At 61.2% G+C, this 14737-nt stretch carries 15 protein-coding genes; 4 read left to right on the top strand and 11 right to left on the bottom strand.

Annotated features, from left to right (window positions below):
- The first annotated feature begins 90 nt into the window (after window positions 1-90).
- Window positions 91-1224, top strand: a complete 1134-nt coding sequence (gene metX / locus CFAEC_RS02860; RefSeq protein WP_290278635.1) for a homoserine O-acetyltransferase MetX — start codon at window positions 91-93, stop codon at window positions 1222-1224.
- A gap of 91 nt (window positions 1225-1315) precedes the next feature.
- On the opposite strand, the gene paaZ is transcribed toward metX, so the two are convergent.
- Entirely contained in the window at window positions 1316-3433 is a 2118-nt protein-coding gene (paaZ, locus tag CFAEC_RS02855; RefSeq protein WP_290278633.1) for a phenylacetic acid degradation bifunctional protein PaaZ, read from the bottom strand.
- A 135-nt stretch (window positions 3434-3568) separates the two neighbouring features.
- Between paaZ and CFAEC_RS02850 the strand changes: the two genes are divergently transcribed.
- Window positions 3569-3961, top strand: coding sequence for a PaaI family thioesterase (locus CFAEC_RS02850; protein ID WP_290278631.1), 393 nt, complete (start codon window positions 3569-3571; stop codon window positions 3959-3961).
- On the opposite strand, the gene CFAEC_RS02845 is transcribed toward CFAEC_RS02850, so the two are convergent.
- From CFAEC_RS02845 to paaI, 10 genes are all read right to left on the bottom strand, one after another.
- Complete coding sequence (locus CFAEC_RS02845; protein ID WP_290278629.1) at window positions 3958-4836, bottom strand: 3-hydroxyacyl-CoA dehydrogenase family protein; 879 nt, start codon at window positions 4834-4836, stop codon at window positions 3958-3960. The two genes, CFAEC_RS02850 and CFAEC_RS02845, sit on opposite strands and share 4 nt — an antisense overlap.
- 15 nt (window positions 4837-4851) lie before the next feature.
- A complete protein-coding gene (locus tag CFAEC_RS02840) occupies window positions 4852-5643 on the bottom strand; it encodes an enoyl-CoA hydratase/isomerase family protein (RefSeq protein WP_290278627.1) in 792 nt (263 codons plus the stop codon).
- 2 nt (window positions 5644-5645) lie between these two features.
- Window positions 5646-6851, bottom strand: coding sequence for a thiolase family protein (locus CFAEC_RS02835; RefSeq protein WP_290278626.1), 1206 nt, complete (start codon window positions 6849-6851; stop codon window positions 5646-5648).
- Window positions 6852-6924: 73 nt separating this feature from the next.
- Window positions 6925-7695, bottom strand: a complete 771-nt coding sequence (locus tag CFAEC_RS02830) for an enoyl-CoA hydratase/isomerase family protein (protein WP_290278624.1) — start codon at window positions 7693-7695, stop codon at window positions 6925-6927.
- 12 nt (window positions 7696-7707) lie between these two features.
- Entirely contained in the window at window positions 7708-8859 is a 1152-nt protein-coding gene (paaE, locus tag CFAEC_RS02825; RefSeq protein ID WP_290278622.1) for a 1,2-phenylacetyl-CoA epoxidase subunit PaaE, read from the bottom strand.
- Window positions 8859-9401, bottom strand: a complete 543-nt coding sequence (gene paaD / locus CFAEC_RS02820) for a 1,2-phenylacetyl-CoA epoxidase subunit PaaD (RefSeq protein ID WP_290279791.1) — start codon at window positions 9399-9401, stop codon at window positions 8859-8861. The genes paaE and paaD overlap by 1 nt, the downstream gene beginning before the upstream one ends.
- A gap of 67 nt (window positions 9402-9468) precedes the next feature.
- Window positions 9469-10305, bottom strand: a complete 837-nt coding sequence (gene paaC / locus CFAEC_RS02815) for a 1,2-phenylacetyl-CoA epoxidase subunit PaaC (protein ID WP_290278620.1) — start codon at window positions 10303-10305, stop codon at window positions 9469-9471.
- Window positions 10302-10589 carry a 1,2-phenylacetyl-CoA epoxidase subunit PaaB gene (gene paaB / locus CFAEC_RS02810; RefSeq protein WP_290278618.1) on the bottom strand — a complete coding sequence of 96 codons (288 nt, stop codon included), beginning with the start codon at window positions 10587-10589 and terminating at the stop codon, window positions 10302-10304. Before paaB ends, paaC begins: the two co-directional genes overlap by 4 nt.
- A 32-nt stretch (window positions 10590-10621) precedes the next feature.
- Window positions 10622-11599 carry a 1,2-phenylacetyl-CoA epoxidase subunit PaaA gene (gene paaA / locus CFAEC_RS02805; protein ID WP_290278616.1) on the bottom strand — a complete coding sequence of 326 codons (978 nt, stop codon included), beginning with the start codon at window positions 11597-11599 and terminating at the stop codon, window positions 10622-10624.
- Between the two features lie 230 nt (window positions 11600-11829).
- Window positions 11830-12279: a hydroxyphenylacetyl-CoA thioesterase PaaI gene (gene paaI / locus CFAEC_RS02800; RefSeq protein ID WP_290278615.1), complete on the bottom strand. Its 450-nt coding sequence runs from the start codon at window positions 12277-12279 to the stop codon at window positions 11830-11832.
- A 152-nt stretch (window positions 12280-12431) separates the two neighbouring features.
- On the opposite strand from paaI, the gene CFAEC_RS02795 reads away from it, so the two are divergent.
- Together CFAEC_RS02795 and CFAEC_RS02790 are read left to right on the top strand one after the other, a co-directional pair.
- Entirely contained in the window at window positions 12432-13043 is a 612-nt protein-coding gene (locus tag CFAEC_RS02795; RefSeq protein WP_290278613.1) for a TetR/AcrR family transcriptional regulator, read from the top strand.
- Window positions 13044-13343: 300 nt separating this feature from the next.
- Entirely contained in the window at window positions 13344-14657 is a 1314-nt protein-coding gene (locus CFAEC_RS02790; RefSeq protein WP_290278611.1) for an AMP-binding protein, read from the top strand.
- Window positions 14658-14737: the final 80 nt, after the last annotated feature.

Genomic DNA, 14737 nt, shown 5'->3' with positions numbered 1-14737 from the left:
CTGTCCAGATACACTGGCCCACGTTCCCACCCCAGGACGGTCCACACATCCGACAGTTCTAGAAAGCTCATGACAGGCGGTAACCCCCAGATGCCCCAACTTGCTCCAGAAGGTCAGCTCCACCTGCAGCCGATAGGCGATATCAGCACTGAGGCCGGCGTGGTCATCACCGACGTGGTCATCGGTTACCACCGCTGGGGTGACTACACGGAGTTTGAGGATGGAACCACCAACGTTGTCCTCATTGAACACGCCCTGACCGGTGACTCGAACGCCGCCGACTGGTGGTGCGATCTGGTCGGCCCCGGCAAGGCTATCAACACCGATATCTTCTGTGTGATCTGCACCAATGTGCTCGGAGGGTGCAATGGTTCCACCGGCCCTTCATCGGAACATCCCGAAGGTGGGTTCTGGGGCAACCGCTTCCCTGCCACCGACATCCGTGATCAGGTCAAGGCTGAGAAACAGTTCCTGGATGCCGTCGGCATCCCCCATGTGAAAGCAGTGCTCGGTGGATCCATGGGTGGTGCCCGCACCCTGGAATGGGCGGCACTTTTTCCCGAGATGGTCGGTGCCGCCGCTGTCCTGGCTGTCTCCGCCCGGGCGAGCGCCTGGCAGATCGGCATCCAGTCCGCCCAGATCATGGCTATCGAAAATGACCACCACTGGCACGAGGGCAACTACTATGAATCCGGTTGTAACCCCTCCAAGGGGCTGGGTGCCGCCCGCCGGATCGCCCACCTCACCTACCGTGGTGAGCTGGAGATCGACGAACGCTTTGGCACCCAGGCACAGCGCGGCGAAAATCCCCTCGGTCCTTTCCGCAGCCCCGACCAGCGCTTCGCGGTGGAGTCCTACCTGGACCACCAGGCGGACAAACTGGTTCAGCGTTTCGACGCCGGATCCTATGTCACCCTCACCGATGCCCTCAACCGCCATGACATCGGCCGCGGCCGAGGAGGCCTGAACAAGGCCCTGGAGTCCATCAAGGTACCCACGCTTGTAGCCGGCGTGGACACGGATATCCTCTACCCCTATCACCAGCAGGAGCATCTCTCGCGCAACCTGGGAAATCTGCTGGCCATGGCCAAAATCGTCTCCCCGGTGGGCCACGATGCCTTCCTCACCGAATCCCGTCAGATGGATCGCATCCTGCGCAATTTCTTCAGCCTGATCTCACCCGATGAGGATAACCCCTCCACCTATATCGAGTTCTTCATCTGATCCTGCGAATGCGGATAACAAAAAACCTGATCTCCGGCCCCCATGTGGAATGGGAGGCCGGAGATCAGGTGCGGGTCACCGTACGGGATTACTACTTCTTGTAGAGGGTGTCCACCTTCTCCGCCAAGGTGAGCACGTCATAGCTGGCCACGATCTCATCGTGCTGGTTGTAGAGCACGGCATCCCAGCAGACTTCGCCATAATCATCGGTCACGCGTGGGGTGATGCGCTTGGCGGTCAGTTCGACGCGGATGGAGTCATCGTAGGTGACCGGGGTGATGAAGCGGAGGTTCTCCAGTCCGTAGTTGGCCAGGACCGGACCTGGCTCAGGCTCCACGAAGAGTCCGGCAGCCCAGCTGACCAGCAGGTAACCGTGAGCCACGCGGCGTGGGAAGAACGGATTGGCCATGGCGGCCTCTTCATCCACATGGGCGTAGAAGGTATCGCCGGTCTTCTCTGCAAATTCCAGGATCTCCTCGAGGGTGACCTTACGCAGATCCGAGGCGAACTGATCGCCGATGCGCAGAGTGGCCAGGTCCTTGCGGAAGGGGTGTGCGCCGGTGCCTGCGGTGACATCCGCGCGGGTGACCCGGTTGATCGCAGCACCACGGTGCCACTCGCCCGTGATGGCCGTGAGGTGGTCAGGGGTGCCCTGGATGGCGGTGCGCTGCATGTAGTGCTTCACTCCGCGGATGCCGCCGAGCTCTTCGCCGCCACCTGCGCGACCTGGCCCGCCGTGGATCAGGTGTGGCAGCGGGGAGCCGTGGCCGGTGGAGGTTTTGGCGTCGTCGCGGTCCAGGAAGTGCAGGCGACCGTGGTGCGCGGCGATACCCATGGCGAACTGGGTGGCCAGTGCTGGATCGTGGGTGATCACGGAGGCAACCAGGGACCCCTGTCCGCGGGCAGCGAGACGGATGGCGTCCTCGGTGTCGGTGTAACCGATGATGGATACGACCGGACCGAAGGCCTCGGTGTCGTGGACGGCATCCGCGTCAGCATCGTCGAAGGTGATGATCGTCGGTGCGAAGAACGCGCCGTCGAACTCTTCCGGGCCGCCTAGACGCACGGTGCCGCCAGCTGCAATGAGCTTATCGACGGCCTCTGCCACATCATTTCGCTGATCCACGGAGACAACCGGTCCCATGGTGGTGTTCTCATCGCGGGGGTCACCGACCACGACCTTGGAGGTAAGGCGGTCAGCAAGTGCGGACGCAACCTCGTCGACCAGACCGGCGGGGACGATCGAACGCCGAACAGCGGTGCACTTCTGGCCGGCCTTGGAGGTCAATTCGGCAAACAGGGTCTTGATATAAGCATCGAATTCCGGGGTGCCCGGGGTCGCATCTTCACCGAGGATGGCGGCATTGACAGAGTCGGCTTCGGCGCTGAAGCGCAGGCCTGCGTGCTGGACGTTCTTGTGGGCACGGAGGGTGGCCGCGGTGGTCGCGGAACCGGTGAAGGCGACGTGATCACGGTAATCCAGGTGGTCCAGCAGGTCACGGGCGGAACCGGAGATCAGCTGGATGGAGCCCTCTGGAAGGATGCCGGATTCCACCATGAGGCGCACGCAGGCCTGGGTGATATATCCGGTTGGAGTGGCGGGCTTGACGATGGTCGGCACGCCGGCGATGAAGGACGGTGCAAATTTCTCCAGCATGCCCCAGACCGGGAAGTTGAAGGCATTGATCTGAACCGCGGTGCCGGGCAGCGGGGTGTAGATGTGGGTGCCCTGGAAAGATCCATCCTTGGACAGGACCTCGGTGGGACCGTCGATGATCACATCGTTATTGGGAAGTTCGCGGCGTCCCTTGGAGGAGTAGGTGAACAGCGTGGAGAGGCCGCCATCGATATCAACCATGTTGTCCCGCTTGGTGGCACCGGACTTGAAGGACAGCTCGTAGAGCTCCTGCTTGTGCTCCCCCAGGTACAGTGCCAGTTCCTTGAGCTTGAGTGAACGCTCATGCAGGGTCAGTGCTCGCAGATTCTTCTGCCCCACATCCCGGGCATAGGCAACCGCTGCGCCGATATCCAGGCCGTCGGTGGACACCCGGGCCACGATCTCACCGGTGGAAGCATCCTCCACCTCGGCGATGCGGGTGGGGTTTTCCGGAGCTACCCATTCGCCGCTGAGATAGCTTTGAACAATGTCGACCTCGGTGCGGTCAAGGGTGGCGGTGGCGGACTGGGAGCTGGTGTTAACGGTAGTCATTGGTCCTATTTCCTTTCGGGAGAAAAGGGCCGAGCAAGTAGAAGTAACCGAACGGCCGGTCAGTAATTATTGTTAGTATAGTCACACAAGTGGAAAGGTCAACGGGACCGCCACATTTTAATCAAAGGAGCAGGCATGGAACTCTGGAAAATCGTCCTCGGTGAACTGGATGAAAAGATGGGCGTGCAGGTCATCGAGGAATCTGCGGAGAAGGTGGTGGCGACCATGCCGATTGAGGGCAACCGCCAATCACTGGGGCTCCTCCACGGGGGTGCCATGGTATCGCTGGCGGAGGCTGTGGGCAGCTGGGCCGCCGTCATCCATGCCTCCACCATGGGCAAGGTTGCCGTGGGTGTGGATATCAATGCCACCCACCATAAATCCAGTCGGGAGGGACACGTCACCGCGACGGCCACCGCCATCCGACTGGGCCGGACTATCTGTAGCCACGAGGTGATCATCACCAACGACAACGGCGATCGACTGTGTACCGCACGGATCACGAACGCCGTCGTCGATAAGCGTTAGCTGTAGTCGTAGAAACCGCGACCCGACTTGCGGCCCAGTTCACCACGCGCGACCATGTCACGCATGAGCTGCGGTGGCGCAAAGCGCTCACCGAGGGTGGATTCGAGATACTCGGCGATGCCGAGGCGCACGTCAAGGCCCACGATATCGGTGAGCTGGAGTGGGCCGACGGGGAATTTATATCCCAGGACCATAGCTTTATCAATATCTTCCGGTGAGGCCACGCCCTCCTCCACCATGCGGATCGCCTCAAGCGCGATGGCTACTCCGAGCCGGGAGGAGGCGAAACCCGGTGCATCCTTGACCACAATCGGGGTCTTGCCCAAGCCTGCCACCCACTGACGAGCCAGTTCCACCAGGGGAGCCGGGGTGGACTCCGCCACCACAACCTCCACCAGCTTGGATGCCGGAACCGGGTTGAAATAGTGCAGACCGATGACCGGATTATCCACGGACAGGGCCAGATCGCTCACCGACAGCGAGGAGGTGTTGGTGGCGATGATGGCCTCGGGTGCCGCCGCCGCAATCTTGCGGAAGGAATCCGCCTTGAGCTCAATGATCTCGGGCACGGCCTCCACCACCAGGGGGTGATCAGCGAAAGCGTTGGCGTCCGTGCTGAACGTCAGACGGGACAGCCACTCCTCCGCGGTGCCCTCGGCGCCACGTTTGATGGAGCCTTCAATGTCCTGGGTGATGCGGCCACGTGCCGCCTCGATGGCAGCGTCATTGACATCAACCACCGTGACATGGGCGCCGGCAGCCAGGAAGGAATGGGCGATGCCGCCACCCATGCGGCCCCCACCTAAAACACCCACCAGGGTGGGCACACCGGTGGCAGTGGAAGCAATGGTCAGGGTGTCTGTTGCGCTGGTCATGATGAAAACTCCTGTTTACTTGTTCTTTTTACGGTCGAGGAAGGCCTGCATCCGGTCGAACTTGGCCTCAGATTCAAAGAGGATCGCCTGCGCGATGTTGTCCACCTGCGGGTGCGCACCGGCAGGCATCGCCATGACCTGCTTGGAGATGCGCACAGCCAGGGGATCGAGTTGGGCGATACGGCCGGCGAGGGCGAGGGCGGCGTCGAGAAGCTCTGCCGGTTCATGGACCTCGGTGACCAGGTGCACGGCCAGTGCCTCATGGCCGTCCAGCACCTTGCCGGCCAGAAGAATCTCCTTGGCCACCGCCTCACCGATCAGCGCCTTGAGTCGCCACAGGCCTCCGGCAGCCGCAATGATGCCAAGGCCAGCTTCCGGCTGACCGAATTTGGCAGTCGGGGTGGAGAGACGAAAGTCGGCGGCCAGCGCCAGCTCCAGTCCCCCGCCGAGTGCATAGCCGTCCACGGCTGCGATGACCGGCGCGGGGAGCTGGGCGATGCGGTGGAAAAGCATGTTGTTGATGCCGCGGAGGGCATCGTCACGGCGGCGTTCCCGCAGCTGGCCAATGTCAGCCCCGGAGACGAAAATCCCCCTGCCATTGACCTCACACCCGGTGATGATGAGGGTCTTCGGCTGCTGTTCCAGGTAGGCACACACCTCATGGAGTTCACTGACCATGGTCTCATCGATGGCATTGCGCACCTCGGGTCGGGTCAATTCCACCAGCAGATAATCATCGGTCTCAGTGAGGGTGAGGGCCGTAAAACCCTGGTTGAGTGTGGTGTCAGTAGTAATAGCAGTGGTCATTGTTAGATCCTCTCGATTGCGATTGCGGCCCCCTGGCCGACACCGATGCACATGGTGGCCACTCCCCTGGTGCCACCTTCCTGTTCCAGGCGGTTCAGCAGCGTGATGGTGATTCGTGATCCGGAGGATCCCAGCGGGTGCCCCAGTGCGATGGCGCCACCCCAGGTGTTGACCTTGTCGGTGTCCAGACCCAGCTCCCGGATACAGGCCAGGGACTGGGTGGCGAAGGCTTCGTTGAGCTCCACCGCGTCCAGGTCACCGACAGTCCAGCCGGCGCGGTCGAGCACCTTCTGTGTTGCCGGCACCGGGCCCATGCCCATGATCTCAGGAGCCAGCCCCACGCTGGTTCCCCCGATGATCCGGGCGCGGGCCTTGAGACCAAATTTCTCGATGGCACGTTCAGAGACCACCAGGATCGCTGATGCACCATCGTTGAGTGTGGAGGAGTTGCCGGCAGTCACCACCTCACCACCTGCCACCACGGGGCGCAGTTTGCCCAGTACCTCTGCGGAGGTGCCTTCGCGGGGCCCCTCATCGGTGTCCACCACGGTGACCTGGCCTTTTCTGCCCTTCACCTCGACGGGGACAATCTCCGACTTGAAGTGGCCTGCGTTGATGGCTGCCACTGCGCGACGTTGCGATTCCACGGCGAAGGCATCAGCATCTTCGCGGTTGATGTCCTTGACGCGTGCCACTTCCTCGGCGGTCTCCGGCATGGAGAAGGTGGTCTTGTCCTGCGCGGCGAACACCGGGTTGGTGAACCGCCAGCCGATGGAGGTATCAAAGATGGCGCCTGGTTTGGCGAAAGCGGTGGCTGGTTTCTCCTGCACCCACGGGGCACGTGACATGGATTCCACGCCACCTGCCACCACGATGTCCGCGTCGCCGGCCTTGATCATGTTCGCCGCCATGGTGATGGCGGACATCCCCGATGCGCACAACCGGTTGACGGTGATGCCGGGGACAGAATCCGGATAGCCTGCGAGCAACCACGCCATGCGCGCCACATTCCGGTTCTCCTCACCGGCGCCGTTGGCATTACCGAGAATAACCTCATCCACGGCGGACGGATCAATACCGGCATCCTCGATGACGGCTTTGATGGTCAGTGCCGCGAGATCATCAGGGCGCACTGTGGACAGCGCGCCGCCATAGCGGCCAACGGGAGTGCGTCGGCCAGACACCAGGTAGGCATTGGGGGTGGTCATGGTTGTGGGGCTCCTTGAGATGGTTGTTGGTGACGCTGGGTGAAAAACTGCTTATCGACGCTTCAACTGCACACTAGCGGCCAGCGAACACCGGCAACCGCTTTTCATTGAAAGCGGCGAAACCTTCGGCATAGTCCTGCGATGAGCACAGCTGCCCCTGCGCGATATTCTCCTTCTCCATCGAGGCCCACAGCCCGATGCGTTGATCTCGGAGATCCTGGATGAGCGCGCGGCTGGTGAGAAACGCCTGGGTGGCACCGGTGGCGGCCTTCTGGGCTGCAGCACGGGTGATGTCCACCAGCTGATCAGCCGGTACCGCACGGGAGAACAGACCAGCCTGGACTGCCTCCTCCCCCGAGATCAGGTCCCCGGTGACGATGAGGTCCATGGCGCGGTGCGCTCCGAGACGCTCGAAGAAGAGTGCATGCCCACCGGAATCAAGGGTGGCCCCCAGGTTGGCGAAGGGGGATCCAAACTTCGCGTCCTCGGCGACGTAGACGACATCCGTGGCAATCGTCAACCCCAGCCCCACACCTAGACAAGCACCCTGGACGGCTGCAAAGGTGGGAGCAGGGAAGTTGCTCATCTGCTTCAACACCGGGGTGACCTTGTTGGCCAGGTAGTCGGTTGCATCATCATCAGCGGGCACAATGCCACGGATATTACGACCGGCGCAGAAACCCCTGCCTTCACCGCGGAGGATGAGGGCACGCACACCGCGGACCTCGGCCTCGGTGTAGGCGGCGGACAAATCCTTCAGATCCCCCTCGGAGAGAGCGTTCATGGCTGTGGGATTATTGAGGACTACTTCAGCGGTGTTGTTTTCAATATGAAGATTAATCACGGGAGAGAATTCCTAAGCGTCGTAGTCAACGACCAGGCTGTCGCCGGTCGGGCGGGTCTGGCAGGTCAGGACATATCCGGCCGCAACCTCATCGGCTTCCAGGGCGTAGTTCTCATCCATCTCATACTCGCCTTCAACCACCTTGGCGCGGCAGGTGCCACAGACACCGCCGGCGCAGGCGAAGGGAACGTCCGGACGTACCCGCAGGGCAGCGTTGAGGACGGATTCCTTGGCACTGACGGGAGAATCAATGGACCCGGAGAGTCCGTCGAGGGTGAAGGAGATGGTGATGTTATCCCCCTCCGGATCAGTGATCACGGGGCGGCCGGTATTACCCTGGCCCGGTCCATCACCGGGCTTACCGGTGGTGAAGAGCTCGAAGCGGACATCCTGGGCGTCCACTCCCCGGCCATCCAGTTCATCGCGGCACAACTGGACCAACTCGAAGGGGCCACAGAGGAACCATTCCTTGATGGTTGAGGTCTGCAGAACCTTGTCCAGGAGGAGTGCCAGCTTTTCGTCGTCAATGCGTCCGGAGAACAGTGGGTTGACGCGCTGCTCGCGGGAGAGCACATGGTGGACCGCGAAGCGGCTGGGGTATTTATCCTTCAGGTCGCCGATCTCCTCGGCGAACATGACATCCGCGCCGCCCTTGTTGGCGTAGACAATCTCGAAGGTGGCCTGTGGGTTCTCCGCCAGAACGGTCTGGGCAATCGCCATGATGGGCGTGATGCCGGAACCTGCTGCGATGGCCACCAGGTTGGCATTGCCTGCCTTCTCGGCGATCGCATCAGCGTCATTGAGCGAGGTGACATGGGTGCGGGAGGTGAACGCACCCTGCGGGTTCATCACCTCGAGGGTGTCTCCCACCTGGAGTGTCTCATTGGCCCAGGTGGAGAACAATCCACCGAGGTTCTTCTTCACAGCCACCCGGATGGTACCGGGGCGGGGAATATCGCAGATGGAATAGGACCGGCGAATCTCGGTGCCCTCGATCTCCGCGCGTAGGGCCACATACTGGCCGGGAACATAATCGTAATCTGCCTGGAGTTCCTCTGGAACCTCGAAGCTGACCTCGACGGAATCGTCGGTGAGTCGACGCACCTCGGAGACAGTGAGGGCGTTGAACTTTGCCTTTGGCTTGGTGAGGGTGGGAGTAGTCATTAGTGCACCTTGAAGTAGTCGAAGGGCTCGAGGCAGTCCAGGCAGTTGTGCAGAGACTTGCAGGATGTCGAGCCGAAGTGGCTGAGCTTTCGGGTATTGGTGGAGGAACACTGGGGGCAGGCGATGGCTTCTGGCATCGTGAGAGTCAGCCTGACCACGCGGTTACCACCGTCATCTGAGCGGCGGGCTGGTGGGGCGATGCCGTAGTCACGGAGCTGATCGCGGCCGTGCTCGGTCATCCAGTCTGTGCTCCAGGCCGGGTGGAGAACCAGTTCGACCGTGGAATCGGTGAATCCCGCACCCAGGAGCGCCTCCTTGACATCACTGGTGATCCGATCCATCGCCGGGCACCCGGAGTAGGTCGGGGTGATGGTGATGACCGCGGTGGTGCCCTCGAACCGGACACCACGCAGGATGCCTAAGTCCGCGATGGAAATCACCGGGATCTCCGGATCAGGAACAGTGGCGGCGATGTCCCAGAGCTGTGCTTCTGCTTCCCCGGTGGGGCGCAGTGGATGGCTCACAGGGCTCACGGTGCTCATAGGCATCACGATGTCAGAGGCGTTCACGGTTGCTCCTTATATATAGGGTGGGATTCAGGGAAAATAGTTACCAGCTGGCGCCGGGGTGGCGGCGGGCCAGGGACTGCATCTCGGCGAGGATATAACCGCGGTGTTCGCTGAATGCTCCGGTGCGCTGACCGCTGCGGGCAGACGGGGTCTGTGGAACTTCCAGGCCAGCCTCCTCCAGCACATAGGCGATGTTGCGGTCGAAATCCGCACGGAGACTGGATGGCAGCACAGCCTGGCCGGTGGCGGCGAGGGTGGTGTGCAGAGGGAGATCCTCGAACAGCTCCGCCACGTAGGGCCACATGTAGAAGAGGCCTTCGCTGATGCGCTGGTGGGATTCTTCGGTGCCCAGGCCCAGTCGCAGGGTCCACTGGTTGGCGTGGTCTGCGTGGTATTCCACTTCCCTGACAGCCTTGGCCGCGATGGCCTGGAGGGTCTCATCGGTGGAATCCTGCAGCGCGGTATAGAGGCCGAGGAAGTAATGGGACAGGATCAGCTGACGGGCGATGGTCTGGCCGAAGTCACCATTCTCGGTTTCGGTGAGGCGTGCCGAGCGGAACTCCTCCTCATCGCGGAAGTAGGCGAGGTCATCCTCGGTCTTGCCCCAGGCGGTGCCTGCGTAGCTGTAGAGGAAACGTGCATGGCCGACGAGGTCGAGGGCGATATTGCCGATCGCGATATCCTCCTCCATCTCCGGTGCACGGGAGATCCACCAGCCGAGACGCTGGGCCAACATGAGGGCATCATCAGCGAGGGTGAGTGTGTAATTGGCCACATCCTCAGATGCGACTGCTCCGGTGTTCTGGATGTCTTCTGCGGTAATTCCATCGCCCTGGGTCTGTCGGGTCGCGGAATCCACGGTTGCGTAGCTGCTCACAGGTGTGGCACCCCTTCGGCCTTGGAGTAGTAGGTGGCGTGGCGGTAGTTCTTGCCCTGGGAGGATTCAAAGAAGCCGCCCTTGGAATCAGGATCAGAGGCGACGACAACCTCGGCTGGGACGACCCAGACGGAGGTGCCCTCATTGCGGCGGGTGTACAGGTCGCGGGCGTTGCGCAGCGCCATGGTGGCATCGGCTGCGTGCAGGGAACCGGCATGGACGTGGGAGAGGCCACGGGAGGTGCGGACAAACACTTCCCACATGGGCCAGGACTGATTCGACATTTCGGGTGGTCTCCTTGAATATTGGGCGGTTGTTAGGCGGTGAGTTGGGTGGCAGCCGGGCGCTGGCGTTCTGCGTAGGCGGCGGCCGCCTCGCGGACCCACGCCCCATCGTTGAATGCTTGACGACGACGCTGCATGCGCTGCACGTTGCAGGGGCCTTCGCCCTTGATGACGGACTTGAACTCAGCCCAGTCGAGCTCGCCGTAGTCGTAGTGGCCGCGTTCCGCGTTCCACTTGAGGTCCGGATCTTCGAAGTGAAGGCCGAGTCCCTCTGCCTGCGGGACAATCATGTCCACGAAACGCTGGCGCAGTTCATCATTGGACAGACGCTTGATGTTCCAAGCCATGGACTGCCTCGAGTTCGGGGAATCATCATCCGGTGGGCCGAACATCTGCAGTGCCGGGCCGTAGAAGCGGTTGATGGCTTCCTGGGCCATCTGCTTCTGCTCCGGGGTGCCGTTGGCCAGTTCGTAGAGGATCTCCCAACCCTGACGCTGATGGAAGGATTCCTCCTTACAGACTCGAACCATGGCACGGCCATAGGGCGCATACGATGCGCGGCATAGTGGCACCTGGTTGGCGATGGCGGCCCCATCGACGAGCCAGCCGATGGCTCCGATATCCGCCCAGGTGCGTGCCGGATAGTTGAAGATAGAGGAGTACTTAGCCTTGCCGCTGAGCAGCTGGTCCACGAGTTCATCGCGACTGGTACCGAGGGTTTCCGCTGCGGAGTAGAGGTAAAGGCCGTGTCCCGCCTCGTCCTGGACTTTGGCCATGAGGATGGCCTTGCGCTTGAGGGAAGGGGCCCGGGTGATCCAGTTGGCTTCCGGCTGCATGCCGATGATCTCAGAGTGAGCATGCTGTGAGATCTGACGGGTCAGCGTCTTGCGGTAGGCGGCGGGCATCCAATCAGATGGTTCGATGCGTGAATCCTTGGCGATCAGAGCATCGAAGTGCTCCTGCGCCTGTGCTTCTTCTGCTGCGTGAAGCTCCGGGGTAGCTGTGGTCATGTGGGGTCCTCCTCGTAGATGTCGCGGTGTACCCGCAGGTTCGCCGCTCGTAGGGGCGAGGTATGTGGCTGTAGTTATGAAGTGGGTGCCGGTTCCTTATTTACTAACCGACCGCCCGGTCAGTATATGACGACAGTGTGATCTGCGTCAACCGATGCGGTGAGCCCCGGCACAGTAAGGGAGGTGCAGATTATCTAACTGCAGCTCACCCGCGGTGCCGGGGGTGATTTTTAGACCCCCTTGACCACGCGTGAAGTGCCACGGAACTCCGCCACCACGCGATCGCCGACGCGCAGTACGACATCAGTAACCCCATTCCTCCCCCACGTCTGCCGATTGACAGCCTCCGCCTCCACCAGCTCACCCACACGGGCTGGCGAGATGTAATGGATGCCCACCTGGGACGCCACGGCAGTATCCCCGGACGCATTGCATACGCCGGCAAAGATCGCGTCAGCAAAAGTGAAGAGAATTCCGCCCTGGGCGGTTCCATGGCCATTGCACATCTCCGGCCTAACGGTAAAGTGACCCCGGGCACCTTCCGTAGAAAGTTCAGTGACGGTCAAGCCAATCCCCTTGGATGCCTCATCCCGGGCATACATGGCCCGCACATGCTCAAATTCCGGCCCCGCGGCCACTCCCGGCGCGAGAACCTGTACATTTTCAACGGTCTGGGTCATGACACTCCTCCAAATAAGACGATCGTAATATTTACTTACCGAACGGACGGTAATATGGGGAGGAGTGTACGCATATTCCCCACACCCCGCGGGGAAATCACATTTGGCCATGCCACGACACCATCAGGGATGGCCACAAAAAAGGAGAAACCATGTCCCAAATATCCACCGCAACGCCGAGCACCACCCGGGGCCGGCCAGGCTATACACGTGAAGATGTCATCCGCATCGCGGTTAACCAGTTCAACACCCACGGTTATGAAGCAACATCAATGGGATCCCTCGCCACCACGCTCGGGGTCACAAAATCGGCGATCTATCACCACATCACCTCCAAGGAGGAAATTATGGTGGCCGCCACCGACCAGGCCCTGGAGTCGCTCTTTGATGTCATCGACTCCGCCCAGGAGCTGGATGGCAACGCCAAGGACCGCCTGACCGCGGCAATCGGCGGCGCAACCCTGGTGTTGTGCGAAAACCCCGAGAACGTCACCCTCTTACTACGTCTTCGTGGAAACACTGAGGTGGAGAAGCAGATCCTGGAGCGCAGGCGCGCCATCACCCGGAAACTCATCCAATTCGTGGCCGACGCCCAGGCCGAGGGCGCCGTACACTCCGATCTCGACGCCGGCATGGTCGCCCGGCTCACTTTCGGCATGATCAACTCAATCGTGGAGTGGTACCGACCAGACGGGTCCACCTCCCCGGAAGAGCTGAGCAAACTGATGCCAGACTTCGTTTTCAAGGGAATATCCACCCATTAACCCACGTCAGTCCGATGTGCACTGTCCGAACAGGGGTACATGGCGGGGGCAATAACCCCTTGGGGGTGCCCTTAAATCTTGTGTGACTCTGGAAATAGAACGCAGGTTAATGTAGCGTCCATCACATACCAACTTACCGACTGGTCAGTTGGTAATTGGGGAAACGTACTCACCCAACACTGGCCGATCCCTCGGACAGCTACCAACAGCCAGGAATACCGCAGGTCACTGCCTCGCCCGTCACCGGGCCAGGATGCGCACCACCTTAAGGACCGCGCACCGCCAGAAAGGAACAACCCAATGACTTCCGTCACTGAAATTCACTCCACCCATACCGGCCCTCAGACGGGAATTGAGTACGCATCACGCGACGAGATCACGGCGCTCCAGATCGCCAGGACCAAGAACACCCTGCGCCATGCCTACTTCAATGTCCCCCACTACCGGGCTGCATTCAATGAGGCGGGCGTTCACCCGGATGATTTCCGGGAGATGTCCGATCTTGGAAAGTTCACCTTCACCGACAAGGAGATCCTGCGGGGCGAGTATCCCTTCGGAATGTTCGCTGTTCCTCAGAGCCAGATCGTGCGTCTCCATGCATCCTCCGGCACCACCGGTCGCCCGACTGTTGTCGCCTACACCCGCAATGACATCGAGAACTGGTCCAACCTCGTTGCCCGTTCCCTGCGTGCAGGTGGTATCCGCGCCGGCGACAAGGTCCAGGTGACCTTCGGTTATGGACTGTTCACGGGTGGTCTCGGCGCCCACTACGGCGTGGAAAAGCTCGGTGCCACGGTCATCCCCACATCAGGTGGACAGACTGAACGCCAGATCCAGATCATGAAGGACTTCCAGCCGGACGCCATCCTGGGCACTCCCTCCTACATGCTGACCGTCCTGGATCGCATGCGTGCTGAAGGACTGGATCCTCGCGACAGCTCCCTCCGCGTCGGCGTCATGGGTGCCGAGCCATGGTCTGAAGGCATGCGACGGGACCTGGAGCAGGGCTTCGACATTGACGCCACAGATATCTACGGACTCTCTGAGGTCATGGGCCCGGGCGTGGCTCAGGAAAGCATCGAAACGAAGGACGGGCTGACCATCTGGGAAGATCACTTCTACCCAGAGATCATCGACCCGGTCACCGGCGAGGTGCTGCCCGATGGTTCCTACGGTGAACTGGTGCTTACCTCCCTGACCAAGGAGGCCTTCCCGGTCATCCGCTACCGCACCCATGACCTGACCCGTATCCTGCCGGGCACCGCGTTCTCCATGCGCCGTATCGACAAGATCAGTGCCCGTAATGATGACATGATCATTCTCCGTGGAGTGAACTGCTTCCCCAGCCAGTTCGAGGAGATCATTGTCGAGGATCCCGTCCTCCGTCCTCGCTACCAGTGCGTCCTCACCAAGAAGGGCCGCATGGACCACCTCACCCTCACCGTGGAACACACCCCGGGATGCAGCGCGGAGGACATCGCCATGGCCTCTGCCCGCCTGAGCAAGCAGATCAAGGACCGCATCGGCGTCTCCGTGGAAATCAATATCTGCGACCGCGTTGACAGCGGTGAGGGCAAGGCTAAGCGCCTGCTGGATCTCCGTAACGCCAACTAATTTCTCCACAGTAACTGGCAACCCGCCCCCTACCGGGTTGCTGACTCAGCGCACCTGAAAGACCTCTCCCCTACCGGTCG

Origin of the sequence: Corynebacterium faecale, assembly GCF_030408735.1 — a bacterium.
Classification (GTDB): Bacteria; Actinomycetota; Actinomycetes; order Mycobacteriales; family Mycobacteriaceae; genus Corynebacterium; species Corynebacterium faecale.
The sequence above is the reverse complement of the archived record's forward strand: the minus strand, read 5'-3'. Positions and strand labels throughout refer to the sequence as shown.

What these genes read in the sequence shown, in the direction of transcription:
- metX (WP_290278635.1), top strand. Translation starts at nt 91, where the DNA reads ATGCCCCAACTTGCTCCAGAAGGTCAGCTCCACCTGCAGCCGATAGGC.
- paaZ (WP_290278633.1), bottom strand. Translation starts at nt 3,433, where the DNA reads ATGACTACCGTTAACACCAGCTCCCAGTCCGCCACCGCCACCCTTGAC.
- CFAEC_RS02850 (WP_290278631.1), top strand. Translation starts at nt 3,569, where the DNA reads ATGGAACTCTGGAAAATCGTCCTCGGTGAACTGGATGAAAAGATGGGC.
- CFAEC_RS02845 (WP_290278629.1), bottom strand. Translation starts at nt 4,836, where the DNA reads ATGACCAGCGCAACAGACACCCTGACCATTGCTTCCACTGCCACCGGT.
- CFAEC_RS02840 (WP_290278627.1), bottom strand. Translation starts at nt 5,643, where the DNA reads ATGACCACTGCTATTACTACTGACACCACACTCAACCAGGGTTTTACG.
- CFAEC_RS02835 (WP_290278626.1), bottom strand. Translation starts at nt 6,851, where the DNA reads ATGACCACCCCCAATGCCTACCTGGTGTCTGGCCGACGCACTCCCGTT.
- paaE (WP_290278622.1), bottom strand. Translation starts at nt 8,859, where the DNA reads ATGACTACTCCCACCCTCACCAAGCCAAAGGCAAAGTTCAACGCCCTC.
- paaD (WP_290279791.1), bottom strand. Translation starts at nt 9,401, where the DNA reads ATGAGCACCGTGAGCCCTGTGAGCCATCCACTGCGCCCCACCGGGGAA.
- paaB (WP_290278618.1), bottom strand. Translation starts at nt 10,589, where the DNA reads ATGTCGAATCAGTCCTGGCCCATGTGGGAAGTGTTTGTCCGCACCTCC.
- paaA (WP_290278616.1), bottom strand. Translation starts at nt 11,599, where the DNA reads ATGACCACAGCTACCCCGGAGCTTCACGCAGCAGAAGAAGCACAGGCG.
- paaI (WP_290278615.1), bottom strand. Translation starts at nt 12,279, where the DNA reads ATGACCCAGACCGTTGAAAATGTACAGGTTCTCGCGCCGGGAGTGGCC.
- CFAEC_RS02795 (WP_290278613.1), top strand. Translation starts at nt 12,432, where the DNA reads ATGTCCCAAATATCCACCGCAACGCCGAGCACCACCCGGGGCCGGCCA.
- CFAEC_RS02790 (WP_290278611.1), top strand. Translation starts at nt 13,344, where the DNA reads ATGACTTCCGTCACTGAAATTCACTCCACCCATACCGGCCCTCAGACG.